The sequence below is a fragment of the Paraburkholderia sp. BGA-UO-ETr-F21 genome (genome assembly GCF_059567925.1).
On record NZ_JCAQOY010000040.1, the window covers coordinates 937,368 to 962,010 of the forward strand.

Annotated in this window: 22 protein-coding genes and 1 riboswitch; of the genes, 9 read left to right on the forward strand and 13 right to left on the reverse strand. The window is 63.5% G+C overall.

The genetic code is table 11. The annotated features are described in order from the left end of the window. The first annotated feature begins 450 nt into the window (after nt 1–450). A complete protein-coding gene (gene bamC, locus AC57B1_RS36665; protein ID WP_496420141.1) occupies nt 451–1,686 on the forward strand; it encodes an NlpB/DapX family lipoprotein in 1,236 nt (411 codons plus the stop codon). 874 nt (nt 1,687–2,560) lie between these two features. Here the strand turns inward: bamC and AC57B1_RS36670 are convergent. From AC57B1_RS36670 to AC57B1_RS36695, 6 genes are all read right to left on the reverse strand, one after another. Next, nucleotides 2,561–3,487, reverse strand: coding sequence for a DMT family transporter (locus tag AC57B1_RS36670; RefSeq protein WP_496420142.1), 927 nt, complete (start codon nt 3,485–3,487; stop codon nt 2,561–2,563). A 573-nt stretch (nt 3,488–4,060) separates the two neighbouring features. Next, on the reverse strand, nt 4,061–5,659 hold the full coding sequence (locus AC57B1_RS36675) for an L-lactate permease (protein WP_408184601.1): 1,599 nt from the start codon (nt 5,657–5,659) through the stop codon (nt 4,061–4,063). Between the two features lie 324 nt (nt 5,660–5,983). Beyond that, nucleotides 5,984–6,475: a hypothetical protein gene (locus tag AC57B1_RS36680; RefSeq protein ID WP_091792781.1), complete on the reverse strand. Its 492-nt coding sequence runs from the start codon at nt 6,473–6,475 to the stop codon at nt 5,984–5,986. A 262-nt stretch (nt 6,476–6,737) separates the two neighbouring features. Then, nucleotides 6,738–6,950, reverse strand: a complete 213-nt coding sequence (locus AC57B1_RS36685) for a YMGG-like glycine zipper-containing protein (RefSeq protein WP_091792782.1) — start codon at nt 6,948–6,950, stop codon at nt 6,738–6,740. A gap of 264 nt (nt 6,951–7,214) precedes the next feature. After that, nucleotides 7,215–9,146 (reverse strand): phosphomethylpyrimidine synthase ThiC, encoded by a 1,932-nt coding sequence (gene thiC, locus AC57B1_RS36690; RefSeq protein WP_408347480.1) that lies wholly within the window; start codon nt 9,144–9,146, stop codon nt 7,215–7,217. A 94-nt stretch (nt 9,147–9,240) separates the two neighbouring features. Beyond that, nucleotides 9,241–9,359, reverse strand: a riboswitch (TPP riboswitch). A 149-nt stretch (nt 9,360–9,508) separates the two neighbouring features. Further along, a complete protein-coding gene (locus tag AC57B1_RS36695) occupies nt 9,509–9,919 on the reverse strand; it encodes a GreA/GreB family elongation factor (RefSeq protein WP_177204949.1) in 411 nt (136 codons plus the stop codon). Between the two features lie 944 nt (nt 9,920–10,863). Between AC57B1_RS36695 and AC57B1_RS36700 the strand changes: the two genes are divergently transcribed. Then, entirely contained in the window at nt 10,864–11,793 is a 930-nt protein-coding gene (locus AC57B1_RS36700) for an EamA family transporter (RefSeq protein WP_408347483.1), read from the forward strand. A 66-nt stretch (nt 11,794–11,859) separates the two neighbouring features. Here the strand turns inward: AC57B1_RS36700 and AC57B1_RS36705 are convergent, their stop codons facing one another. Further along, nucleotides 11,860–13,902, reverse strand: a complete 2,043-nt coding sequence (locus AC57B1_RS36705; RefSeq protein ID WP_496420143.1) for a 2,4-dienoyl-CoA reductase FMN-binding domain-containing protein — start codon at nt 13,900–13,902, stop codon at nt 11,860–11,862. A gap of 360 nt (nt 13,903–14,262) precedes the next feature. On the opposite strand from AC57B1_RS36705, the gene AC57B1_RS36710 reads away from it, so the two are divergent. Beyond that, nucleotides 14,263–15,057, forward strand: coding sequence for a DUF4397 domain-containing protein (locus AC57B1_RS36710; RefSeq protein WP_408300601.1), 795 nt, complete (start codon nt 14,263–14,265; stop codon nt 15,055–15,057). 337 nt (nt 15,058–15,394) lie between these two features. On the opposite strand, the gene AC57B1_RS36715 is transcribed toward AC57B1_RS36710, so the two are convergent. Continuing rightward, the gene (locus AC57B1_RS36715; protein ID WP_091792786.1) at nt 15,395–15,529 is read right to left on the reverse strand and encodes an entericidin A/B family lipoprotein; all 135 of its coding nucleotides are present in this window, start codon (nt 15,527–15,529) and stop codon (nt 15,395–15,397) included. A 235-nt stretch (nt 15,530–15,764) separates the two neighbouring features. Then, nucleotides 15,765–17,234, reverse strand: a complete 1,470-nt coding sequence (locus tag AC57B1_RS36720) for a sensor histidine kinase (RefSeq protein ID WP_408347492.1) — start codon at nt 17,232–17,234, stop codon at nt 15,765–15,767. Between the two features lie 252 nt (nt 17,235–17,486). On the opposite strand from AC57B1_RS36720, the gene AC57B1_RS36725 reads away from it, so the two are divergent. From AC57B1_RS36725 to AC57B1_RS36745, 5 genes are all read left to right on the forward strand, one after another. After that, on the forward strand, nt 17,487–17,663 hold the full coding sequence (locus AC57B1_RS36725; RefSeq protein WP_091800263.1) for a DUF1328 domain-containing protein: 177 nt from the start codon (nt 17,487–17,489) through the stop codon (nt 17,661–17,663). 108 nt (nt 17,664–17,771) lie between these two features. After that, the gene (locus AC57B1_RS36730) at nt 17,772–17,933 is read left to right on the forward strand and encodes a DUF1328 domain-containing protein (protein WP_006052455.1); all 162 of its coding nucleotides are present in this window, start codon (nt 17,772–17,774) and stop codon (nt 17,931–17,933) included. 101 nt (nt 17,934–18,034) lie between these two features. Continuing rightward, entirely contained in the window at nt 18,035–18,607 is a 573-nt protein-coding gene (locus AC57B1_RS36735) for a ferritin-like domain-containing protein (protein ID WP_496420144.1), read from the forward strand. A 160-nt stretch (nt 18,608–18,767) separates the two neighbouring features. Then, nucleotides 18,768–19,400: a response regulator gene (locus AC57B1_RS36740; protein ID WP_408184596.1), complete on the forward strand. Its 633-nt coding sequence runs from the start codon at nt 18,768–18,770 to the stop codon at nt 19,398–19,400. A gap of 20 nt (nt 19,401–19,420) precedes the next feature. Beyond that, nucleotides 19,421–19,849, forward strand: a complete 429-nt coding sequence (locus tag AC57B1_RS36745; RefSeq protein ID WP_408184595.1) for a response regulator — start codon at nt 19,421–19,423, stop codon at nt 19,847–19,849. A gap of 25 nt (nt 19,850–19,874) precedes the next feature. Here AC57B1_RS36745 and AC57B1_RS36750 read toward each other — a convergent pair whose 3' ends face one another. Beyond that, nucleotides 19,875–21,083, reverse strand: a complete 1,209-nt coding sequence (locus AC57B1_RS36750) for an MFS transporter (RefSeq protein ID WP_091792790.1) — start codon at nt 21,081–21,083, stop codon at nt 19,875–19,877. A gap of 227 nt (nt 21,084–21,310) precedes the next feature. Here AC57B1_RS36750 and AC57B1_RS36755 point away from each other — a divergent pair, with 227 nt between their 5' ends. Continuing rightward, nucleotides 21,311–21,796 (forward strand): DUF2569 domain-containing protein, encoded by a 486-nt coding sequence (locus tag AC57B1_RS36755; RefSeq protein ID WP_496420145.1) that lies wholly within the window; start codon nt 21,311–21,313, stop codon nt 21,794–21,796. 22 nt (nt 21,797–21,818) lie between these two features. Here the strand turns inward: AC57B1_RS36755 and AC57B1_RS36760 are convergent, their stop codons facing one another. From AC57B1_RS36760 to AC57B1_RS36770, 3 genes are read right to left on the reverse strand one after another with little or no spacing between them, the layout of a single operon-like run. Continuing rightward, on the reverse strand, nt 21,819–22,646 hold the full coding sequence (locus AC57B1_RS36760; RefSeq protein ID WP_496420146.1) for a phosphodiesterase: 828 nt from the start codon (nt 22,644–22,646) through the stop codon (nt 21,819–21,821). 43 nt (nt 22,647–22,689) lie between these two features. Further along, nucleotides 22,690–23,736, reverse strand: coding sequence for an ABC transporter ATP-binding protein (locus tag AC57B1_RS36765; RefSeq protein WP_496420147.1), 1,047 nt, complete (start codon nt 23,734–23,736; stop codon nt 22,690–22,692). Continuing rightward, the gene (locus AC57B1_RS36770; RefSeq protein ID WP_496420148.1) at nt 23,733–24,635 is read right to left on the reverse strand and encodes an ABC transporter permease; all 903 of its coding nucleotides are present in this window, start codon (nt 24,633–24,635) and stop codon (nt 23,733–23,735) included. The genes AC57B1_RS36765 and AC57B1_RS36770 overlap by 4 nt, the downstream gene beginning before the upstream one ends. Nucleotides 24,636–24,643: the final 8 nt, after the last annotated feature.

The window sequence follows — 24,643 nt, forward strand, 5'->3', positions numbered from 1 at the left end:
CTCCTGGTCGGCGCTCTCGAAGGCTTTTTGAGATGTCCATTTCAAGATATCACCGGGGTTTTGTGACCGTTACCAGAAGCGGCACTCGACGATTTTTGAGGTCTCAAAATTGATCGTGCGACGGTCTCGGAAAAGGCCGTCGAATCAATGTTCTGACGAGTAATTAGGGTGTGTCTGACAGGTGCTTGGGAAGTGTGGGCGATTGTTAAATCTGCCGCGCTGCGAGCCGCTTTCCGGTGCGAAAACCACGCTCTCGCACGCAGTCAAAATTCGCCAGGCAAGCGGATGGCGTATTCTTCCCACGCGTCGATCCAGGGCGGTTTCACGCGCGGCGCGCGCTGCTCAATTCACAGGCAAACCCGGCTTTTTGCACACAGTCCGCCGGGATCGGTAAAATGTCGGGTTGATCCACGGAAACTTGCCGTGGCGTAGCGGAAGGATTCCCCGAACATGACTGATCTTCGTCTTACCAAGCGGTTTGCAGTAATGCTGATGGCAGGCGGTCTGGTCGCCGGCTGCAGTACTTCGTCGCCGACCAAAATCGACTACAAGAGCGACTCGAAATCGAAGCAGGTGTCACTTGCCGTACCGCCGAACATGATTGATGAGACGGCCGATCAGCGTTCGTTGCCCCCGCAGGGCGGCGAAACCTCGTTGTCCACGCTCAAGCAGGTCCAGGCCCAGGCGCCGTCGGCCAATTCCGTCGTGGTGGTGCCGCCGGTCGCCGGCATGCATATCCAGCGCGACGGCACGGAAAGCTGGCTCGTCATCGACAACAAGGCGCCCGAGCAGGCATGGGCGCAAATCCGCCGCTTCTGGCAGGAGCAGGGTTTCCTGCTGGTGGTCGACCAGCGCGACAAGGGCGTGATGGAAACCGACTGGAACGAAACCCACGCGCAGATCAACGACGGCCTGATTCGCAACACGCTGTCCAAGGCCATGGGCAACAGCTATGTGACTTCGGAGCGCAACAAGTACCGCACGCGTCTCGAAGCGGCGCCCAACGGCGGCACTTACGTGTTCATCAGCCAGAAGGGCATGCGTGAGGCGCTCACCGGCACGAATAACGATTCGAGCACCTGGGTGCCGAAGCCGAACGATCCGGGGCTCGAACAGGAGTATCTGAAGCGCCTCCAGGCAGCGCTCGCGCTGGCCGATTCGCGCACGAGGTCGGGCGGCACGCAAAGCGCCGATCTGTCGCCGGCCGGTGCGCAAACCGCGCCTAACGCTGCTACGGCGGGTGCGAAGTCGGCGGCTGCGGCCACGGCGGCGCAAAACGTCGCGCTGTCCGCGCAGCAGCCTATGCCGGATGCGGATTCTGCGAACAATACCTCGGCGCAGTTTTCCTCCACGGAACTCACGCTCGGCGAGCCGTATGACCGCGCCTGGTTGCGCGTGGGCCTCGCGCTCGACCGCAGCAACTTCACGGTCGACGACCGCGATCTGACTCGTGGCCTGTACTTCGTGCGCTACGTCGATCCGAAGGATATGACGTCGGCCGAGCAGGGCTTCTGGAGCCAGGTGTTCCACGGCAAGAAGGAAAAAGTCGCCAAGCAGTATCTCGTGAACGTGCGCGCGGTGACGCCTAACCAGACGCGCGTGGCCGTCGTCGACGACAAGGGCTCGATCGATGAAAGCCCGCAAGCCAAGCAGATCATGAGTTTGATGGCCGACCAGTTGCACTAAGACTCGGCAAGTTGGAACGCTGTATGAAACCCGCCCGGGGTCGACCCGGGCGGGTTTTTTTACGGCCGGATATTACGCAACCCGCGCGCAACCCGCGGTTCGAAAGCGATCGCCCAACGCGCGCATGTGTTTTGCTTTGCTTCCAGGATACCGGTACGAACCGGAATTCAATGGGAGTTGGCCATGTTCGACGTGATGCCTTACTGGATGTGGGCGGCGAGCTTGCTCGTCCTGGCGCTCGTGTGTGGCGCAGCCTTGGGCCCGAGGGAGTCGCAGCGGCCAACCGGCCCGCGAGTCCGCCAGACGGCAGCGCGGCGTTCGAAGTGGCGGATCCTTTGAACCGCCCTGAATCGCGTCCCGCCGCCCGCGGCGGGGATGATGCGGTGGCACCTCGTGCGGCCGCATGTAACGTGACGTTACGCCGGTGACGTAACTTTCCAAACCTTCTTTCCGCCGCGCCCTGTCGACTCTCCGTCGCGAATAAATTCAATAAGAATCAACCGTTTGCGGTGACTGGCTGCAGTCGCTTGGCAAGCTGGCACACAAGCTGCTTTTAACAGGGCGTGAAACCGGATTGGTTTGCCCCACATGGGTTTGCGGCGAGTCGTCCAGCGAACGAATCAATCAAGGAATTCTGACCATTCCAGCATCGGCCGACGAACCGATGCCTAGCCCGATGATGGCCTGCGCGATGACGCGCGGCCTCGGTGGCCCCGTCGCCTATCCTCGTAGGGCGACGGTTTCGCCCGCACTCCTGTGGAGTGCGGGCTATTTTTTTGCGCTTGGGAGTCGCCGCGGCGGCGGGATGGCGGGACTGCGGGAAGAATGCGTGGGTCGGCGACGCCGGGGAGCGTCGCGCGCAACGAAGCGGATGTCAGGTGTCGGCGCGGCGCGTTCCGATCCACGGCAGACGCTTGATAACGCCCGTGGCCAGCGCGGTGCCGACCAGGATCACGCCGCAACCTTCGAGCATGCCGGGCGACACGCTTTCGCCGAGAAACAGCGCGCCCCACAGAATGCCGAAGATCGGAATCACGAAGGTCACCGTAATCGCGCGCGCCGGTCCGACCACCGCGATCAGATGGAAGAACAACATATACGCCACCCCCGTACACGCGACGCCGAGTGCGATCACCGCACCCCACGCGTGGAGCGAGACCGGCGCCGCCGGCCAGTAGATCACGGCGAGCGGCAGCAGCACGATCGTGGCGCCGGTCATGGTGCCGGTCGCGACGGTGAGCGCGTCGACGCCGGTCAGGTGGCGCTTCGTGTAGTTGGCTGCGACGCCGTACAGCAGCGTGGCGCCGAGTGCCGCGGCGGCCGCAAGCGCGGTGCTGAGCGGGGTCGCGGTCGTACCGTTCGGCGCAGCGATCTGATCCCAGACCAGCATCAATACGCCGAGAAAGCCGATCACCAACCCGAGCGTGCGCAGCGCGCTCAGCCGGTCACGCAGCCAGAGAAAGCCCACCAGCGCGCCCCAGAGCGGCGTGCTCGCATTGATCACGGAGGTGACTCCCGCCGACAGCGTCAACTCGGCGTAGGCGAACAGGCAGAAGGGCGCCGCCGAATTCAGGATGCCGACCACCAGCAGCGGGAAGGCGCGCGTGCGCAGGATGGTCGCGGATTGGCGTAGCGGGCGTCGCGCGATCAGCACGACGGCGAGAAACGCCGCGCCGATGCCGACGCGCAGCGCCATCAACGGTGCGACGCCGAAGTCGGTGACGCCGACGCGGATAAACAGGAACGACGCGCCCCATAGGGCGGCGAGGATCAGCAGTTGCAGCAGGTTCTTGGCATTCATCGGGATGGCGCCTCGCGCGGTTGAGTCGAGACGCCCGCGCATCGTAGCAGCGCAATCGTGCGAAACGTTTCAGGCTGGAATGAAACGGCAAGATCCGGGAGATGAAAGGCGTCTGATAGTCGTGATCGTAAGTGTAAGGGCGGCGTGCGCAAAACGAGCAATTCTCACGCTGATGTGAGAAAAATTGCGATCAGGACGGTGTGATGGAGGGGAGGGGCTCAGGCAGGATATGGTGTCTGCTTGAGCGTCGTGAATTATTTTGCGGTCGATGGCTCGCTGGCGGGGGTGGTGTGCATGCGGCGCAAGCGCGGGTCGGGCGCGCCGGGCCAGCTGCTTGAGCCGACCAGACGCGACCCGGCGCGACTTGGCGAAACCCGTCTCAGTGCGTAGTATTCCAAGCGTGTCGTTCCCACCGTAAGCAACGCCCTCAGTACAGAATTCCCTCGGTACGAGCGCCACGCCTTCGGTACGGAATCCCGCCGGTACGAGCGCCACGCCTTCGGTACGGAATTTCGCCAGTACGAGAGCGCCACGCCCTCGGTACGCAATCCCGCCGGAACGAGCGCCACCCCCTCAGTGCGGAATCATCCACTGCAGGAAATTCTGCTGTAGCCAGACCAGCACGCCGAGCAGCACCGTCAACAGAATCGAATGCTTGAACGTCTTGGCGAACACCACGCCTTCCTTGCCTTTAAGCTCGGTGGTGGCCACGCCGGTCGAGATGTTTTGCGGCGAGATCATCTTGCCCATCACGCCGCCCGACGAATTCGTCGCCGCCATCAGGATCGGGTTGAGATTCAACTGATTGGCCGCCACCACCTGCAGATTGCCGAACAGGGCGTTGCCCGACGTATCGCTGCCGGACAGGAACACCGCGACCCAGCCAAGGAACGCCGACACCAGCGGAAAGAACGGTCCGACCGAGGCGACGCCCAGCCCGAGCGTGTAGGTGAGCCCCGAGTAGTTCATCAGATACGCGAGCCCGACGATGGTCGCTACCGTCAGGATTGCGATGCGCGTTTGCACCCACGTGTCGGCGATGGCCGCGCCAAACTCGCGCGCGCTCAGGCCGACCACGAAGGTGGTGATGAGCGCGGCAACGAGAATCGCGGTGCCGGTCGCGAGCGGCTGAAAGTCCCATACCGCGCCGTACGGCGTGTTGTACAGCGTGATGAAGACGGCCTTGTCGAGCCCCGGCCACGGCACCTTGACGTCGCCGATCAGGAAGATTTTCGCCACCGTCCAGACGATCACCACGACCGACACGATGATCCACGGATACCAGCCCTGGCCGCCGCCGATCTTGCCGCGCACCTCGCCGACACGGTCGATGTTGACCGCGAATTTCGGGTCAACCGCGGGCCGCCAGACGCGCAGGAAGGCGATCGTCAGAATGAGCGAAACCATCGACGACAACACGTCGGTCAGGCTGTAGTTCACGTAGTTAGAGGCGACGAACTGCGTCAGCGCAAAGCTCGCGCCCGATACCAGCAGCACCGGCCACACTTTCAGCATGTTGCGAAAGCCCGCATAGACGCTGATCACATAGAAGGGCAGTAGAAAGGCGAAGAACGGCAACTGGCGGCCGACCATCTTGGCGAGCGAATCGGCCGGCAGGTGCGTGACCGCGCCGAGCACGGTGATCGGCACGCCGAGCGCGCCGAAGGCGACTGGTGCGGTATTGAAGATCAGCGTGAAGGTGAGCGCTTCCAGCGTGGGAAAGCCGAGCAGAATCAGCAACGAACTGGTGATGGCGACCGGCGTGCCGAAGCCGGAGATCCCTTCGAGCAGCGCGCCGAACGAAAACCCGATCACCACCAGCACCACGCGCCGGTCGTTCGGCAGATTGTCGATCATCCACATGCGAAAGGCCGCGAAGCGCCCTGAGCGCTGCGAGATGTTGTACAGCAGGATCGCCGCGAACACGATCCACATGACCGGCCAGCATGCGAATACGGCGCCGGCCACGACCGAATCGACCGCCAGTCCCACCGGAAACTGCCAGACAAAGATCGCCACGATCAAGCCGACGATCAGGCCCGCGAGCGACGCCTGCCATGCCGGCCGCCGCGCCCAGCCGAGCAGGAGCAGCACGACGATGATCGGTAAGGCCGCGACCAGGAACGATGGCAATAGCGAATTGCCGACAGGGGTGAGTAGTTGATGGAACATCGCGTCTCCTTCGTTGTTGTTCGAACTCGACGCGGCACTTCTTTTTATGGGACGCGTCGCTCTGGCAGGACGGATGGGCGTCGGCGGTACGTGCGGGCCGGGCCGGATCGCTTATTTAAACAGGTACTGGGTGGGGCTTTCCCAAGCATAGAACCCGGTCGGGCTGCGTCAAGAAGAAACTGCGGGCGAAGCGGGCGAGGGCTGGGAACCCGCGTTGCGCTTGCGTGAGGCAGCATGCGCGAAGCGCGGCGGGGCGGCGTGCTGCAGGGTCTGCCGTGCAGTTCACGGCAAGACCGTCAATGAGTCGAAACGCGCCGGCACGCGTCAGTGCCCATGGCCATGACCGTGCCCGCCGCCTCCACCGTGGCCACCCCAGTAGCCACCAAAACCGAAGCCGATCGAAACCGAGGGACCATACCAGCCTGGATAGCCGTAATAAGCCGGATAGACCGGCGGCGGATAGTAGACCGGATAGGCAGGTGCGGGCGCCACATACACGGGCGGGGCGGCAACCGCGTAGGTGGGAGGCGGGCTCTGCTGACCACCCTGCGCCTGTTGCTGCTGCGCGGGGTATGAAGCGTCCTGGCCCATCGGCACGGCCTGCTGCGTACCCGCCGCGGGCACGGCGCCGTAATACGGGTAATAGCCAGCCGGATAATAACCGTATGGGTAGTAGCAACCGGACAGGGTGAGGGCGCAGGCCATGCCGCCAAGCGCCATGCCGGTGTATGAGAGTCGAGGGAAGGAGGAACGGGAAAACCGCAGCGGCAACCGCTGGCCGATCGCACACACCGTGTTGATGAGGCGGGACTTCATGACGCGCTCCTGGTTGAATCGAACGCCGCCATTGGGGCGTCACGGTACCAGCTTACGCTGCTGCGACGCCGACCGGATTGCAAAACAGTAACGGCTTATTTCACCCCATTGCAGCGCCATTCACGACCCGCATGAACCCGAGCATAAAACGCATGTCGCGCGCGTTGCGCTTATGAGTGATGTGTCCAACTCGCCGAGGGTCGAGCTTCGCTCGCCCCTCGTGCGTGTCATGTGATGGATCGCGCTACGACCTGCCGTCCGCTTACTTCCCGACCTGATTGCCGATAATGCCACCCGCCGCTGCGCCACCGATCGTAGACAGCGCATTGCCGCCGATCGCCGCGCCCGCGGCGCCGCCCAAGCCCGCGCCGATAGCCGTATCGCGGCCTTGCCGGCTCATGCCTTCACACGCGGAAAGACTCACCACGACTGCCACGATGGCCGCGAGCGTGCCGATTTGACGAATCGATTTCATGATGCTGACTCCGGTAGTTGTAGTTGGAACGACACCTTCCTTGCATTTGATGGTATCGCCGCAGCCCGTATCCAGATGTTTGCGCTTGTCAACGAACTGTCGGTTTCGTAATCAAATGTTTCCCTGCCTTTAGCATGCGACGTGCCCGGAAGCCGTAAACGGAAAAGCCCGCCAGTGGCGGGCTTCGGTGCTGCAATGCAAAGATTGGCGGATCGAGTGGCGGCTTGGACTGCACCGCGAAAACACGCGACCCGCGTGCGAACCTTACTGCCGCTGATAAATCTCAGCGCCTTTTTTCATGAACTCGATCGACTTCACCTCCATGCCTTTCTTCAACGCTTCGTCGTCGGTGACGCCCTGTTGCGCGGCGAACTCGCGGACGTCCTGCGTGATTTTCATCGAGCAGAAGTGCGGGCCGCACATCGAGCAGAAATGCGCGACCTTGGCCGAATCCTTCGGCAGCGTTTCGTCGTGGAATTCGCGCGCCTTGTCCGGATCGAGGCCGAGGTTGAACTGGTCCTCCCAACGGAATTCGAAGCGCGCCTTGGAGAGCGCGTTGTCACGCACCTGCGCGCCCGGGTGGCCCTTCGCCAGATCGGCGGCATGCGCGGCGAGCTTGTAGGTGATGATGCCGGTCTTGACGTCGTCCTTGTTCGGCAAGCCCAGGTGTTCCTTCGGCGTCACGTAGCAGAGCATGGCCGTGCCGAACCAGCCGATCATCGCAGCGCCAATGCCCGAGGTGATATGGTCGTAACCCGGCGCGATGTCGGTGGTCAGCGGTCCGAGCGTGTAGAACGGCGCTTCGTCGCACCATTCCAGTTGCAGGTCCATGTTCTCCTTGATGAGTTGCATCGGCACATGGCCGGGGCCTTCGATCATGGTCTGCACGTCGTGCTTCCACGCGATCTGCGTGAGTTCGCCTAGCGTCTTCAATTCGCCGAGTTGCGCTTCGTCGTTGGCATCGTAGATCGAGCCGGGACGCAGGCCGTCGCCGAGCGAGAAGGCCACGTCATACGCCTTCATGATTTCGCAGATGTCTTCGAAATGCTCGTACAGGAAGCTTTCCTTGTGATGAGCGAGACACCACTTGGCCATGATCGAACCGCCGCGCGAGACGATGCCGGTCATGCGCTTGGCCGTGAGCGGCACGTATTGCAGACGCACGCCCGCGTGAATCGTGAAGTAGTCGACGCCCTGCTCAGCCTGCTCGATGAGCGTGTCGCGGAAGATTTCCCACGTCAGGTCTTCGGCCTTGCCGTTGACCTTTTCCAGCGCCTGGTAGATCGGCACCGTGCCGATCGGCACCGGCGAATTGCGGATGATCCACTCGCGCGTTTCGTGAATGTGCTTGCCGGTGGACAGATCCATCACCGTATCGCCGCCCCAGCGGATCGCCCACGTCATCTTGTCGACTTCCTCGCCGATCGAGGACGTCACCGCCGAGTTGCCGATGTTCGCATTCACCTTCACGAGGAAGTTGCGGCCGATGATCATCGGCTCGCTTTCCGGGTGATTGATGTTGTTCGGGATGATCGCGCGGCCGCGCGCCACTTCTTCGCGCACGAATTCCGGCGTGATTTCGGTGAGGCCATTCGGACCGAACGCGCTCGCGCCGAACGCCTGCCCAGGATGCTGGCGGCCCATCATCGCGGCGAGCTTTTCGCCGTTCGGGCCGCTCGTCTTAAGGCTTTCCAGATACTCGGCGCGGCGCTGGTTCTCACGAATCGCGATGTACTCCATTTCCGGCGTGACGATGCCTTTTTTCGCGTAGTGCATTTGCGAGACGTTCTTGCCGGCGATCGCGCGGCGCGGCGTGCGGTGCAGGCCCTGGAAGCGCAATTCGGCGGTCGCCGTGTCGGCGGCGCGCTCGCGGCTGAAGTCGCTCGACAGGCCCGTCAGCGCTTCGGTGTCGCCGCGCTCTTCGATCCACGCCTGACGCAGTGCCGGCAGACCGGCGCGGATATCGATTTTGGCTTCCGGGTCCGAGTACGGGCCCGACGTGTCGTAGACATAGACCGGCGGATTCTTTTCGCCGCCGAAACTGTCGGGCGTGTCGGCCTGCGAGATTTCGCGCATCGGCACGCGGATATCGGCACGCGAGCCGGTCACATAGACCTTGCGGGAATTCGGCAGCGGCGCGACGGCGGCTTCATCGACGTGAGCGTCGGCGGAAAGGAACTTCGGGTTGGCGTTCATGCAATATCTCCTGTGCAAAGCTATGTGGGGCGGCTAAGCAGGAGACGAGACGGAAGTTGTCGGAAATCGCGAGAGATGAGGCTGTAGAGCTGGAGTGCGAATTCCGCACGCTTCCCTGCGCTGGCATTATCCAGATCAGGTTCAAAGGGTATTTCTCACCCGCGCAGCACGGACCTCCAACCTCCGTGCGACGCAGGACCCCCGCGTTAGCAGCGCACACGATACACCGGCCACACGCTGCTTGGCAACCCGTCTTCGAACATCGGATGGCGGATATCACAGCGGCAAGCCATGCGGCATTGCCGTATTCGGGGGCCGTCATGAAGCGGCGCAACACGCGTTGCTACGCCATTGCGCTGTGCTTACAGCGTGAAATTGTCGGCGGCTTCGGGCTGAAAGAGGATCTTTTCGAGCTTCAGCACTTTCTCCGTGCCGCTCGGCGGCGTGAAGCGGATGCGCTCGCCGCGTTTGGCGCCGAGCAAGGCGAGGCCGGCGGGCGAGAACACGTTCAGGCGGCCATGCGCGAAGTCCGCGTTCGGCGGATAGACCACGGTCCAGGTCATGTGCTCGCCGCTGGTTTCGTCGACCAGCGTGGCTTGCGAATTCATCGTGACGATATTGGCCGGAATCTCGTGCGAGTCGACGATCACGGCGCGCTCCAACACGTCGTCGAGCATGTCTTGCAAACGCGCGTCGGCGCCGGGCGCGGCTGCGTGCTTCTCGAGACGGGTGACGTCGAGTTCGGTGAGGTAACAGGTTTTTGTCTTTTTCACGATGGGTACTCCAATTCGATCTGCATGTAGGGGAACAGCGTGCGGATGAGATCGGCCCGGAGCCCGACAACGCGGCTCAGGCAATGGAGCGAGCAGCGTTAAATCGGGCGCCGGGCGGCGTGGAGCGGGAGCGTTCGGGACGGCTCGCCGGCGCGACGCGGCATGAATTCCGCGCGCGCGCAGCCGGTTGCGCGGCGAGGGCGCAAGCGGAAGTGGGCACGGAAAGTCGGAAAGCGCATCGAGGTGGCCGGTGGATAGCGAAAGAGGGGAAGCGGGCGCCACGATACAGTTGCACGCGGCGCGATCGAAAGCTGAATGTTAGCACGGGGCTAATCTCTACCGACTGTAGCACAAGGCCGAGGCGTGTCTCCCGACTCGCCGCCAAGGACCGTCGTTCACCATGCGCTATCGGCCGACAGCCGTTGGCAAAGCGCGCGGACCGTAGTCCGGCCAGACCGCCGCCTGCCCGAAAGTTACGGAGGCCGAATCATCGTCGACCTTGCTTGAGCATCCACTCAACCAGGCGGCGGGAGGATCGACCACTCAAAGATCCGCAGCAACGCACGGCGGCTCATGCCGAAACACAGATCGCTATGCCCTGTGCATTCAACGCGTTCTGTGGAATCGACGTGGCAGATACGGGGGAAACGTCCACGGCGTTTTTGTTGCAAGTACGCCAAAAAGTTACGATTCTTTCAAGCGACGCGGTGGGCGCTTACTGCATAATGCCGTGCGCGCCCACTATTTGGCGCGTGTTCGCCGTGGCCCGATTTCTTCGGCCGCCGCGGCGTTGTGGCTCATTGGCCATCTATCGTCCTTGCGCTCCACCAACATGTCCGCCAGCCTCGCCCGTCAGACCGTATCGCCGATGCGGTGTCCGCCATCCCGCCTCAGGGTCTTCAGCGGGGGCGCCGCACCTCGAGCGGCATGGGCGGGTTGAACGCATGTCGCTGCAACTCCCAAGCCGTTTTCCGCGTGGTTTTTCGCTCCGTTTGCCGCAGTCCCGCAATGGCCAGCTCGCGCTCGCGCTCGCCGTCGTCTATGTCGTGTGGGGCTCGACCTATCTTGCCGTGCACGTCGCGCTGGGTTCGTTTCCTCCATTGCTGCTTTCGGGGCTGCGCAATCTGTTCGCCGGCGTAGGCCTCTTTATTTTTGCGGCGCGCCGCAATCCGGTCTGGCCGGGCGCCGCCGAAATCCGTAATGCGGGGCTGGTGGGCACCATGCTGGTCGGTTTGTCGAGCGGCATGCTCGCCTACGGGATGCGCACCGTCGGCACCGGCACCGCGGCGGTGATGGTCGCCACCGTGCCGCTGTTCGCCACGGTGATCGCGGCCGTGGCGGGGCGCAAGATCGGCCGGGGCGAGTGGTTCGCGGTCGGCCTCGGTCTGGTAGGCATCGCGATTCTCAGCCATGGCGATAGTGCGCCGGGCTCCGCGGGCGGCAGCCTGGCGATTCTGTGCGGTGCGCTTTTCTGGGCGGGCGGCGCGCATCTGGCCGGGCGTCTGAAACTGCCCTCGGACCTGTTTCTCTCGACGTCGCTGCAAATCGGTCTGGGCGGCGCGATGTCGACGCTGGTCGCTTGGGTCTCCGGCGAGCGGATGCTCGAGGTGCATGTTCTGCCGGTGCTGGCGTTCATCTACCTGATGCTGATCGGCACGATGGCCGCCTACGTCGCGTATGGTTTTCTGATTCGGCACACCAGCCCGATCATCGCCAGCAGTTGCATGTACGTGAACCCGGTGGTGGCCGTGGCGCTCGGTGCGCTGTTGCTCGGCGAGCCGGTCACCCGCTCCACGGTGATCGCCACGGTCGTGATTCTGGCGAGCGTGGGACTGTCGTTCTGGTTCGACTACCGGAAGAAGGGGCTCGCCTGAGCCTGGAGCGGGCTTGCGTTGGGGGTGCCCCTGTGAGTCTCATTGTGCCGGGGCGGCGGCCCGTTATTACAGCGCCGCGGCCACTTCCGCGCCTTCGCGAATTGCGCGTTTCGCGTCCAGTTCAGTCGCGACTTTCGCCCCGCCGATCACGTGATAACGCGGGCCGCCGGTCTGATTCGCTTCACCCGCCGCCTGCGGGTGCAGATCGCGCAGCGATTCCTGCCCCGCGCACACCACGATCGTATCCACGTCGAGCCATTCTTCGACGCCTTGATGCGCGATCTTCAGCCCGCGCGCCGCGATTTCCAGATATGACACGCCACCGAGCATTGTCACGCCGTTCCTCGCCAGCGTCGCGCGATGCACCCAGCCGGAAGTCTTGCCAAGCCCCATGCCGAGCTTGCCGGCCTTGCGCTGCAACAGCCAGATTTGCCGCGGCGGCCGCGCCGGCGCGGGCGGTTTCAGCCCGCCGCGTTCCCGCACGGCCAGATCGACGCCCCATTCGTCGAGCCATGCGTCGCGCGGCATTGGCAGAGGCTCGCCCGCGCGATGCAGCAAAAACTCGCTGACGTCGAAGCCAATGCCGCCCGCACCGATCACCGCGACGCGCTGGCCGACCGGCGCACCACGCAGCACGTCCACATACGACAGCACGTTGGCCGCGTCGATACCGGCAATCGCCGGCCGGCGCGGCACGATGCCAGTGGCGACGATCACGTCGTCGTAAGCGCCCGAGGCCAGCAGGGCGGGGTCGACGCGTGTGTCGAGCCGCACGTCGACGCGGTGGCGTTGCAACTGGCTCTGAAAATAGCGGATCGTTTCGCTGAACTCCTCCTTGCCGGGCACGCGCATCGCCAGATTGAACTGGCCGCCGATCGTTGCGCTCGCATCGAACAGCGTCACGCGATGCCCGCGCGCCGCGGCGACGGTCGCCGCCGACAACCCCGCCGGACCCGCGCCGACCACGGCCACCGAGCGCGCGGCCTGCGCCCCGGCGACGGGCCGGTAGATCAATTCGGTCTCGCGTCCCGCGCGCGGATTGACGAGGCACGTGGCGCGCTGGTTCTTGAACGTGTGATCGAGGCAGGCCTGATTGCAGGCGATACAGGTGTTGATTTCGTGCGCGCGTCCCTCGGCGGTCTTCACCACGAACTCGGGATCGGCCAATAGCGGCCGCGCCATGGAAACCAGATCGCCCGCTCCCTGCGCGAGCAGTTCTTCGGCGACCTCGGGCGTATTGATGCGGTTGGACACGATCACCGGCACCTTGACGGCGGCCTTCAATCGCGCGCTCAGCGCGGCGAACGCGGCGCGTGGCACCGAGGTCACGATGGTCGGCACACGCGCCTCGTGCCAGCCGATGCCGGTGTTGAACATGGTGACGCCGGCGGCTTCGAGCGCCTGCGCGACCTGCACGGTTTCGTCCCACGTGTTGCCGCCTTCCACCAGATCGATCAGCGAGATCCGGTACACGACGATAAAGCGTTCGCCGCATACCGCGCGCACCGCCTCGACGATCTCGCGCGCGAGCCGCATGCGGTTTTCGATGCTGCCGCCGTACGCGTCGGTGCGCTGATTGGTGCGCGGGCATAGGAACTGATTGAGCAGATAGCCTTCGCTGCCCATGATCTCGACGCCGTCGTAGCCCGCGCGTTGAGCGAGGCGTGCGCAGCGCGCGTAGTCGCGCACGGTCTTCGCAATGCCGGCGATAGTCAGCGCTCGCGGCTTGAACTTCGAGATCGGCGACTTGATCGCCGATGCGGAGACGACGAACGGTTGATAGCCATAGCGGCCCGCGTGCAGGATCTGCAGCGCGATCTTGCCGCCTTCGGCATGCACGGCCTCGGTCAATTTCCGGTGATTGCGCAGATCGAATACGGAATTCAACGTGCCGCCGAACGGCAACAGCCAACCTTCGCGATTCGGCGAGATCCCGCCCGTGACGATCAAACCGACGCCGCCTTTCGCGCGCTCGCGGAAATACGCGGCCAGCTTCGGGTAATTCCAGAAGCGGTCTTCCATACCCGTGTGCATCGAACCCATCACTACGCGATTGCGCAAGCGAGTGAAGCCCAGGTCGAGTTCGGCGAGTAAGTGTTGGTAAGACATGCGGAGGACCGTGTAAGTATTGGATGCGCACGAACAATACACCGCGTCGCACGCCAACCTTCCGAGGAAAACGTCTAATCCTCGCAAGTCATTGCTCCGTAAGACATTGTTTAGCCGCCACCGGCTGTGTCAACCCCCGCGGCACACGCATTGCTCATAGCGAGCGTCCATCGACACGGACCGCGCCGTTGGAAAAAATGCGTGATGTGCGGCAGGGATAGGAGGGGATGCTCCGCTTTGGAGAGCTGGCCGGAACCGTTCCATCGACCAGCGAACAAGGCTTTAGACGGCGTGTTGTCCGAAGCGGGTCGTCCACAAATCAATGGGCCGAGAGCCCGATAACATCGATAGGTAAACATAATGAAACTGATCCGAACTATGGTGGCGATGGCTGCAGTTGCATCCATCCTGAGCGCGTGTGGCGGCGGTTCCGACGACGTGGGCAAGGAACTCGGGCTGACCAATCCGGAGATCCATTTCATCCATGCCATTCCGAGTGGCCCGGCGGTCGACTTTCTCGTGAATGGCGCCGCGCCTTCTGGTCAGACGAACATTAGCTATAAGGGTGTGACGAACCTCACCAATATCAACACAGGTGCGACGACTGTCGCTTACTCGGCCACCGGTTCGACGACGGCGCTTGCAAGCGGCAGCTTTCCGGATGTCGCCAAGGGCCACGAATACACCGTGCTCGCTCTGCCGGGTCTCGCCGCACCGGACATCGGCCTGATCGACGATCCGTTCGACAAGGGGCTGCTCTCGAATAGCGCGCGTGTGCGCGGCTTCAACGCTTCGGCGAATGCGACCAATCTCGACCTGTATCTGGTCCAATCCACCGCCACCAACATCGCCAACGTCTCGCCGACCATGGCCGGCGTGGCATTCAAGAACGCGGTGCCGGCGAGCGGTCAGGACTCGATTTACGTGTCCGGCGGCACGTACGTGCTGATCGCGACAGCGGCGGGCAGCAAGACGCCGATCTTCCAGTCGCCGGCATTCACGTTGTCGAACAATGCCGACTGGCTGGTGACGTCGGTGCCGATCGCGGGGGCGCTGAGCCAGCTCGTGCCGGGCCAGATCCATCTGCTGGTCGCGCAGAACGGCAATACGCAGACGCCGAGCGTCGAACTGACGAATACGCTGACGGGCCAATAAGTACGCGAAGTGCGCGAAGTACGCGAAGAAGTGCGCTGACAGGAATGCCCGCAAGCGGCGCTTGAATCAGACGCATGCAATAAGCGACACGTCCTAGGGAGGACGGAGCGGCGATCCACGCGAGTGGATCGCCGTTTTGTTTGTGGCGTCGCTGAGCGTCGGTAGCGAAGCCGTGACTGTTGCGAGCATCACGCCGATGCGTGCGCGAAGGATGCGCAAACAACGAAGCCCGACCATCAGGCGAAAAAAAGCCCGCCGAGGTTTCCCGCGGCGGGCTTTCACGAACCCCCGTTGCCAGGCGCCTCAAGGCGCCGGGCGTCTGCTTCATATGACCTGCTTACTTGGCCTTTTCAGCCGAATTCGTGATGGCGTCGCCACCCTTCGAAATGTCCTGCCCGGCCCCCGCCATGGTGTTGCAACCGGCGAGCGCAGCCGTCCCTGCAATGAGAAGCAAAGCGATCAGTCGATTCATGAGAGTTCTCCTTGTCGAGAATGCATCGGTTGACGTGCCCGTGTTCTACGGCACGCGCCAGCTAAGCTAGCTGTCGTCCGACCGGGGCTTACGCCAGTCGATCCGGTCTGATTGCATGGTAAAAAAAGGGCGCGGAAGGCGCTGTCGGCCGGGCTGCGATTTTCTTGTAGGCGTGCTCCGCTGTTTGCGTCGGCGCACTCCTACAAGCCTCACGGTGACGTTGCGCGAGCATGTGCTAGACGGCCGTTCGCGAAGGCGTGGCCGGCGGCAGGTCGATCGAAGGCGTCGCGGTGCTCACGCTCGGCATCTCCACATGGATGTCGGTGCCGTTGGGCACGCCGCGCCGGATATCGAAGCGCCCGCCGTGCGCGGCGACGCGCTGGCGCATGCCCAGGAGCCCATGCGTGTGGGTGCGCTTCAGATCGGCCGGCATGATGCCGACGCCGTTATCGGCGATATGCAGCGCTACCTGGCCATCGCCGACCTGCAACGCGATCGACACCTTCGAAGCCCGTGCGTACTTGGCGGCGTTGGTGAGCGACTCCTGCGCGACGCGAAACAGCGCGATCTCCGTCTGCTCGTCGAGCTTGATGTCGTCGGCGGGCAGGTGCAGTTCGAGCGTCCAGTTGTTGCGCTGCGCGGCTTCGTCGGCGAGCGTGCGCAACGCGGTAACGAGCCCGAAGTTCGCCAGCACCGTAGGCCGCATGTCTTCGATGATGCGGCGCTTGAGCGCAATGCCCTGGTCGAGATTCGCGAGCGCCCGCTTGAGTTTCTCGGAGATATCCGGCGCGCTGTCCTTCAGTTTGCGGTTGGCCCACGCCACGTCCATTTTGCTCGCGGTCAGAATCGCGCCGAGCTCGTCGTGCAGTTCGCGTGCGAGCTGGGTCTTTTCGTTTTCGCTGACTGCCTGCAAGTGCCAGCCGAGCGCTTCGAGCTGACGGGTGCGTTCATTCACGAGCTGGTCGAGCCCCTCCTGTTGTGTGATCAATTGACGCTGCACGCGCGCCTGACGATCGATCTGAATGCCGAGGTTACGAAACAGCAGGATGAACAGCACGATGTTCAGCGCCGACAAGCCCGCTGCGCACAGCGTGGAGATGCGCTGATCGCCGCGGCTCGCGGCAAGCGCGTGTTGCGCGCGGCGCTCCTCGTTGTCGCGCAGCAGCGAGAGCGTGCTGTCCACGAGCGACGCATCGGCCGGACTGGCTTCGCTCGCGCTGCCGCAGGCGGCGAGATCCAGCGGATGCGGCGCGGCGCGCTGCAGCGCGGACGCGCCCGCGCCGATACGCGCCTCGATCAGCGCAAGGATCTGCGTGAAGCTGGCGAGTTCCGCGCTGTCGGCTTTGCCGCTGCGGTAGAAGCGGTTCAACTGCTGTTCGCTCTGACGGATGCGCACAGCAGTCGCGCAGAAATCGCGCGCTAAAGCGTCCTGCTTCGTCAGAAGAAAATCGCTTTGCTGCGCACTCAGGCGCGAGAGCTGGCTCGCAAGAATGCTCAGTTGCACGGTGACGTCGCGCGCTTCGAGTGCGGTCTCGTATTCGGCGGCAATGCGTTGGCGCGCGGTCTCGAGAATCACGAGACCGCCCACGGTAATGACGATCGCCACGGTCATGGCAATCGCCCAACTGCGATTGCGCATCCAGTCGCTCAGGCGGGTGGCGGGCCCAAGGGCGGCCGCGTTCGGCGCGTTCTGCTCATTTGGCAATTTCGGCTCCTCTATTGGGGCTTCAGTGTAACGTCCGCCGCGTCCGGCGACGGTGCGAGTATCGCGCCGACGCGGCCGCCGTCGCGGCGCAACACATCGGCCTCGCGTGGCTTATGCGCTCGCCGTAACGCTGCCGTAATCCAATGTCAGCGGATTCTCACACGAAAACCGGCGCGCGTCGGAATGCGCCCGTCGTCGCTGATGGCTACGATGATCCTGATCGTTCAATCAATGTTTCGGGAGAAAGCCATCATGCTGAAATGGGCGTTGTTCTTCGCCGTCGTGGCGGTGATCGCCGGCCTTCTTGGCTTTACCGGCGTAGCGGCAGGCGCGGCGGCAATCGCGAAGTTCCTGTTTATCGTGTTCGTGATTCTGTGTGTCGTGTTCCTCGTGCTCGGCTTCGTGGTGACGAAAAAGATCGTCGATTAGCGTGGTTCGACGAGGAGTTCGCAGGCCGTGTCTTCGAAACTGGCAGACGGTTCGCCATTGAATGTGCCGAGCCAGGCCACGCAGATACCAACAAGAAGGAGAGTCGCCATGCTTCACTATGCCATTGTTTTTTTCGTGATCGCGATCATCGCCGCCGTGTTCGGTTTTACCGGAATCGCAGCAGGGGCGGCTGAAATTGCGAAGATCCTGTTCTACATTTTCCTCGTCGTGTTCGTGGTCACGCTGCTGCTCGGCGTATTCCGAACGTAGACGGGCGCTTATTGGTAGCCCGCATTCCTTGTGCCGGCGCATCAGGCGCGATTCGTGCGTGATGCGCAGTTACCCCCAATACCGGATAAAGGAGAAATTCAATGTCGAAGTCACCTGGCGCCCAGGGCGCGGCCACTCAATCCAAGGATCCGTTCGTGATGGATCTGGCGAAGATTCGCGAAGACGCACGCAAGCACATGTCGGACGGTCCGGTCACGCAAAGCTATGGCGCGGACCGCGGAACGGTGCTGAAGCTGTGCAATGACGCATTGGCCACCGAAATCGTCTGCGTACTGCGTTACAAGCGGCATCACTTCATGGCAAAGGGCATCAACTCCGAGGCGGTGGCCGCGGAATTCGCCGAACATGCCGCGGAGGAGCAGGAACACGCCGACCGCATTGCCGAGCGGATCGTGCAATTGGGCGGCGAGCCCGATTTCGCACCGGACGGTTTGAAGACGCGCTCGCACTCGGAATACAAGGAAGGCGACAGCCTCACGGAGATGATCAAGGAAAATCTGATCGCCGAGCGGATTGCGATCGATACCTACCGCGAGATCATTCGCTATCTCGGCGACAAGGACGTGACGACGCGTCGTATGTTCGAAGAGATTCTCGCTGTGGAAGAAGAGCACGCGGACGATATGGCGGATCTGCTCGAAGGCCGCGAGTAAGCGGGAGGGCGCTGCGGGCACGGGCGGGTCTGGGCGGGTGTGGCAGGTTTCCCGCGCCGGCATGCGCCGCCATGTCCTTCTCCGATTCCGGCAGACGCCGTGCCGGAGATCATTACAATGTCTGCTTTGGAGCGATTCCAATACACGGACACCCAAACCGATGATTCGAGTGTTGATAGCCGACGACCATGCGATCGTCCGAGGTGGCTTCAGGCAGTTCGTCGCTGACGAGCCGGATATGTGCGTCGCGGCCGAAGCGGCCACCGGCGACGAAACCATCAGCCTCGTGCGCGAGCAGGCGTTCGACGTGGTGCTGCTCGACATCGCGATGCCGGACAAGAACGGTATCGACACCTTGCGTGTGATCAAGCAGGTGCGTCCGGAGCAGGGCGTACTGATTCTGTCGGGCTACCCGGAGAGCCAGTACGCTATCAACTTGCTGCGCGCGGGCGCGAACGGGTATCTGAACAAGGATTGCGAGCCCGACGAGATCGTGCGGGCGATTCGCTCGGTGGCGCGCGGGCATCGCTACCTTTCCGAGGCGGTGGCCGACGCGCTCGCCGACAATCTCGACAAGCCGTCCGCCGGGCGGCCGCACGAAGCGCTGTCCGAGCGTGAGTTCCAGATTTTCTGCAAGCTCGCGGCCGGGCAGATTCCCACTGAGATTGCCGAGGAATTGCATTTGTCCGTGAAGACGGTGAGTACCTACCGGGCCCGCGTACTGGAGAAAATGCAACTGGCGAACAACGCCGATCTGACTTATTACGCGATCAAGAATGGTTTGATCGAATAATGGACGATCGAGATATTCCGATGAACAGCGAATCGAACCCTGTCGCCGATCAAGCCAGCCGCGCACCCTTGCGCGTGCTGCTGATCGAGGATTCGCCGCTGATCCGCCGAAGCCTCGTGGAAGCGATCGACGCCTCCGGCCTGCTCAAGGTAGCCGCCTACGCGGATTCCGCGGATCAGGCGATTGCGCTATTGAGCGACGAGCCCTTCGACGCGGTGATCGTCGACCTGCAGTTGAAGCAGGGCTCGGGCGTGCCGGTACTCGCGTACTTGCAGCGAGAGGGATTGATCGACCGGGTATTCGCCGCGGTGCTGACCAATCATGCGTTGCCCGCGTATCGGGAGCGCTGCGAGCAATACGGCGTGCGCCACTTTTACGACAAGTCGTTCGAGTTCGACCGGGTGATCGACGCGCTGCACGACTATGCGTCGGCGCGCAGCGGCCAATGAGCGCTCCGCGCGAACAGGGCGCCGATTAACCCTTCACATCCTTCACGCCTGCGGGCAGCGCCAGATGATTCCACGCCGCCAGCCCGGCGAACACGAGGCCGGCCGCGCTCACACCGAGCCATCCAAACGTCGGCCACACTGCCGCGCCAACGCCGGAGCCGATCGCTCCGCCAATGAAATACGCCACCATGTACACCGTATTCACGCGGCTGCGCGCGTCCGGCTTGAGTGCGTAGATGCGTGACTGATTAGAGATTTGCGCGGCCTGCACGCCGATATCGAGAACGATCACGCCGATCACGAGCCCCGCAATGCTTCTCGCCGATGCGCCGAACACCACGAACGAAATCGCCACCAGCACGATCGACACGGTGATGATCGCGCGCGGTCCGCGCCGGTCGGAGAACTTGCCGGCGAGCGGCGCGGCCATCGCGCCTGCCGCGCCGACAATACCGAATAGCCCCGCCGCTTGCGGCCCGAGATGAAACGGCGCACCGGCCAGCAGCAACGCCAGCACCGACCAGAAAATGCTGAACGCAGCGAACAGGGCCGCGCCGGTCAGCGACGCTTCACGCAGCGCGCGGTGCTCGACTACCAGATGCCACATCGACACCAATAGCTTGCCGTAGGGCAGCGTGGACGTCGGCTGACTCCTGGGCAGACGCAGAATGATGACGACCGCGAGCACCAGCAACGCGACCACGGACGCGCCGAATACCGCGCGCCAGCCGAAATATTCGGCGATCACGCCCGACGCCGTTCGCGCCAGCAGGATCCCCAGCAGCAAACCGCTCATCACCGTGCCGACCGCGTGGCCGCGTTCGGCCGGCGGCGCGAGTTCCGCCGCGAACGGCACCGCTTGTTGCGCGATGGTGGCGAGCACGCCGATCGCCAGACTTGCGAAGATCAGCACGGACAGCGTTGGCGCGGCGGCGGCCACTACCAGCGCGACACAGATGCCGGCGATCTGCAGCAGGATCAGAAGGCGGCGATCGAAGCGGTCGCCAAGCGGTGCCAGCAACAGCATGCCGGCCGCGTAGCCGAGTTGGGTGACGGCCGGCACCGCGCCGACCCACGACGCGCTGTGCGGAAACGACAACCGGAAGTCGTCGAGCAGCGGCTGGTTGTAATAGATGTTCGCGACCGCGACGCCCGCGATAGTGGCGAGCAGAAGCAGCAGGCCGCGCAACGACCGGTCGGCGGAAGCGGGAGTGGACGCGTTGGAAGTGGACATGAGAGAGGGCGATTGACGGACCGGCCCATGCACGGTCCTCAAGCGTGCCGATCATACCGGAGCATGGCGGATCGTGCTGACGGCCGCGAGCGCGCAAACAAGCCAGTTCCAAGCCACCTGAAAGGGACGCGTCGACAAAATGAGATGGTCGTTCGTGGTTAGTTCGTAGAATCGGCGCGATTCATCCGACCGATTACGACAGAACGAAGCAAACGAAGAACGACTCCATGGGCTCGATCACGAAACATGAACCTCGACACATCGGCGGCTGGCTGCTCGTCGCGTTGATCTGCGTTGCCGCGTGGGTGCTCCATACGGCGATCACCATGCGCGATCCGCTCAAACTGATGCTCGAATGGGAACTGCTGGCTGTGTTCGTCCGGCGCGAAACGCATGGCTGGTATCGCGCCGTGCTCGCGATGGTCGGCTGTGATGTCGTCACGGGCGTATTCATCGTGGCCGGCGCGGGCTGGCTGGCGCTGCTCGTGCTGCGTAGATCCGCGCGCTTCGCGCCGCAGGTGCAGGCTTGGCTCGTCGCCATTGTCGCGATGCGAGCCGGCGCGTATCTGCTCGGCGATTACATGACACGCGCCATCGGCATCGACATTACCGTTCCCTACGGCGATCTTATTCAGGCCGTCGTCGCGGCCGCGCTCGGGATTCCGTATTTCAGGTCGTCCCGGCGCGTGCATGAGACCTTCATCCGCGCGTGAGTGCGCGCCTCAGTCGATCAGATCAATCGATCAGATCGCCCTCGGGTTCGTAAAAGGGATACGGCCCATCCGCCGCATCCACATACGCGTGATGCGTGACGATGCCGGTTGCCGGGTCATAGTGATGCAGCGCATACGCCGGCGGCTCCATCATGAACGCGGACGGCGCATCGTCGCGCAGATCGAGCGCGACCTGATGCGCGGGCGCCGGCACCGCGGAGGCGATCGTGCCGCCAAAGCGCACGAACATGGGCCGGTGCACATGCCCGCAGATCACGCGTTCCACGTTCGGATAGCGCGCGATCAACGCCGCGAGTTTGTCGGATGCGGTGGGATCGAGCCGCAATTCATCCATATGTCCGATGCCGCACACAAACGGCGGATGATGCAACGCGACCACCGTCGGTTTGCCTTGGGCCGCGTCGAGTTGCGTGGCGAGCCACGCGAGCCGCGCGTCGCACAGATCGCCCGCGCTTTGGCCCGGCACCATCGAATCGAGCGCGATGAGTCGCAGCGCGCCGAGATCGACCGCGTATTGCACGAATTCGCCGCCGCTTTGCAATTCCGCGCGATCGGGAAATGCGGCACGCAACGCGGCGCGTTCGTCGTGATTGCCGACCAGCAGGAAGTAGGGAATCTCGAGCGGCGCGAGCAGGGTCTTGAGATGCTCGTACTGCTCCGGGTCGCCCTGATCGACTAGGTCGCCCGTCATGATCACCGCGTCGGGACGCGGTTCGAGCGCATTGAGCGCGGCCACGCAGCGTGCGAGATAGGCGCCGGTGTCGACGCGGCGGTAAGCGAGCGCGCCGGGCCGTTTGATATGCAGGTCGCTAATTTGAGCCAGCAGCATGGGGTGTCCTTTTTATAGCGCGCCAAACAAAGGCGTCACTTCATTACGATAGCGCAATCAGCGCGTCCTGCGCGATTGAAATGCCGACCGGTGTGCCACGCGCCAATTCCACGCGGCCCGCCACGTCGATCAGCAACGCGTCGGGAGCGGCGCCGCCCACCGTCAGCCGTGTTCGCTCGCCGAGAAACGCGGTGCTTTCGATATGGCCGCGCAATTGCGCATGAGCCGGATCGGCAAGATAAGCGTCTTCAGGGCGGAAGAAAATCTCGTGCGCCGAACTCGCGTGCACGTCGCCCGCGGGCAGCGGCACGGCGCCGCCGGTGGTCGTCAGCAGGCCGTCGCGCCGCTCGCCCGCGAGCCGGTTGATCGTGCCGACAAACTGCGCGACCGTCCGGTTGGCGGGGCGGTAATAGATCTCGCGCGGCGAGCCGATCTGCTCGATGCGCCCCGCGCTCATCACGACGATGCGGTCGCCCAGTTCCATTGCTTCGGCCTGATCGTGCGTGACGTACACGGTCGTAATGCCCAACTCGCGCAGCAACGTGTTCATCTCGCTGCGCAAGGTGTCGCGCAAGCGGGCGTCGAGGGCGGTGAGCGGTTCGTCGAGCAGCAGCACGCGCGGCTGCACGGCGAGCGCGCGTGCGAGTGCCACACGCTGGCGCTGCCCGCCGGAAAGCTGATCGATCGGCTTGTCGGCGTGAGCGGTGAGACGCATCATGCCGAGCAATTCGTCGACGCGTTGACGGGCAGTCTCGGCCGGCACGCGTTTGATCTTCAGGCCATAGCCGATGTTGCCGCGCACTGTCAGGTTGGGAAACAGCGCGTAGCTCTGGAACACCATGCCGACCTGGCGCTTTTCGATCGGCAGGGCGGTGACGTCGTCGTCGCCGAACGCGATGCGGCCGCCAGCGTCCGGCGTTTCAAGCCCCGCGATCATGCGCAGCGTCGTGGTCTTGCCGCAGCCGGACGGCCCGAGCAATACCAGCGTTTCACCGGCGTCGATATGCAGATCGAGCGGCTCGAGCACGCGCGTGCCGCGAAACGTTTTCGCGCATTGCGTCAGCGCGATGGGTACGGAGGCAAGTTTCATGGTTTGAGCGACTTCGAAGGAGAGACGGTGGCGCGTTTTTTCGCCGCGCTGCGCTGGCCGGTCGCATCGACGCCGAGCCATTGCATTGCGACGAGCAGGGGCATCGTCATGATGAAAAACAGAATCGTGTAGGCGCTGCCGATCTCGATGCGCAACGACGCATACGTGTCCGCGAGACCCACCGGCAGCGTTTTGGTATCGGGCGTGTGCAGCATCCACGTGAGATTGAATTCGCCGATGGAGAGCGTGAGCACCGCCAGCGCGCCGGCCACGATGCCGGGGCGCGCGTTCGGCAGCACGATCGTCACGAAGCGTTGCAGAAAGCTCGCGCCGAGACTCGCCGCGCCTTCTTCGAGCGTGCGCAGATCGCTGCTCGCGCACACGGCGGCGACCGCGCGCACCATGAAGGGCAGCGTGAACACCACATGGCCGACGACGATGAACGCCACGCTCATGCGGAACATCGTGAAGCCGCCGTAGACCACCAGCAGCGCGAGCGCCGACGCAAGGCCAGGCAGCGCGATCGGCAGCACCAGAAATTCTTCGATGATGCGCGAGAGCCTCGTCTTGCTGCGCGCGAGTACGTAACCCGCCGGCACGCCGGTGAGCAGCGTGATGAGGAGGGTCGCCGCCGCCACTTCGAGCGAGAGAAATACCGAGCCGTGATATTGCGTCCACACTTCTTCGAGCCAGCGCAGCGTGAGTCCGCTCGATACGCCTTTGAAGTAGTTGACCGTCAGACCCGCCATGATCGACATGACGACTGGCACGATCAGGAACGCGCATAGCAGCAGCGTCACGAGCCATTGTCCGGCTGCGAGCCACGTTCTGGCGGCCGGCAGGCGCGCACGCGAGCGCGGCTTCGTTGCCGGCTGTAGAGAAGCGGTGATGGAATTCATTGAGGTCC

Coding starts and splice junctions, on each gene's coding strand:
- bamC (WP_496420141.1), top strand. CDS start 451: ATGACTGATCTTCGTCTTACCAAGCGGTTTGCAGTAATGCTGATGGCA.
- AC57B1_RS36670 (WP_496420142.1), bottom strand. CDS start 3,487: ATGAATGCCAAGAACCTGCTGCAACTGCTGATCCTCGCCGCCCTATGG.
- AC57B1_RS36675 (WP_408184601.1), bottom strand. CDS start 5,659: ATGTTCCATCAACTACTCACCCCTGTCGGCAATTCGCTATTGCCATCG.
- AC57B1_RS36680 (WP_091792781.1), bottom strand. CDS start 6,475: ATGAAGTCCCGCCTCATCAACACGGTGTGTGCGATCGGCCAGCGGTTG.
- AC57B1_RS36685 (WP_091792782.1), bottom strand. CDS start 6,950: ATGAAATCGATTCGTCAAATCGGCACGCTCGCGGCCATCGTGGCAGTC.
- thiC (WP_408347480.1), bottom strand. CDS start 9,146: ATGAACGCCAACCCGAAGTTCCTTTCCGCCGACGCTCACGTCGATGAA.
- AC57B1_RS36700 (WP_408347483.1), top strand. CDS start 10,864: ATGTCGCTGCAACTCCCAAGCCGTTTTCCGCGTGGTTTTTCGCTCCGT.
- AC57B1_RS36705 (WP_496420143.1), bottom strand. CDS start 13,902: ATGTCTTACCAACACTTACTCGCCGAACTCGACCTGGGCTTCACTCGC.
- AC57B1_RS36710 (WP_408300601.1), top strand. CDS start 14,263: ATGAAACTGATCCGAACTATGGTGGCGATGGCTGCAGTTGCATCCATC.
- AC57B1_RS36715 (WP_091792786.1), bottom strand. CDS start 15,529: ATGAATCGACTGATCGCTTTGCTTCTCATTGCAGGGACGGCTGCGCTC.
- AC57B1_RS36725 (WP_091800263.1), top strand. CDS start 17,487: ATGCTGAAATGGGCGTTGTTCTTCGCCGTCGTGGCGGTGATCGCCGGC.
- AC57B1_RS36730 (WP_006052455.1), top strand. CDS start 17,772: ATGCTTCACTATGCCATTGTTTTTTTCGTGATCGCGATCATCGCCGCC.
- AC57B1_RS36735 (WP_496420144.1), top strand. CDS start 18,035: ATGTCGAAGTCACCTGGCGCCCAGGGCGCGGCCACTCAATCCAAGGAT.
- AC57B1_RS36740 (WP_408184596.1), top strand. CDS start 18,768: ATGATTCGAGTGTTGATAGCCGACGACCATGCGATCGTCCGAGGTGGC.
- AC57B1_RS36745 (WP_408184595.1), top strand. CDS start 19,421: ATGAACAGCGAATCGAACCCTGTCGCCGATCAAGCCAGCCGCGCACCC.
- AC57B1_RS36750 (WP_091792790.1), bottom strand. CDS start 21,083: ATGTCCACTTCCAACGCGTCCACTCCCGCTTCCGCCGACCGGTCGTTG.
- AC57B1_RS36755 (WP_496420145.1), top strand. CDS start 21,311: ATGGGCTCGATCACGAAACATGAACCTCGACACATCGGCGGCTGGCTG.
- AC57B1_RS36760 (WP_496420146.1), bottom strand. CDS start 22,646: ATGCTGCTGGCTCAAATTAGCGACCTGCATATCAAACGGCCCGGCGCG.
- AC57B1_RS36765 (WP_496420147.1), bottom strand. CDS start 23,736: ATGAAACTTGCCTCCGTACCCATCGCGCTGACGCAATGCGCGAAAACG.
- AC57B1_RS36770 (WP_496420148.1), bottom strand. CDS start 24,635: ATGAATTCCATCACCGCTTCTCTACAGCCGGCAACGAAGCCGCGCTCG.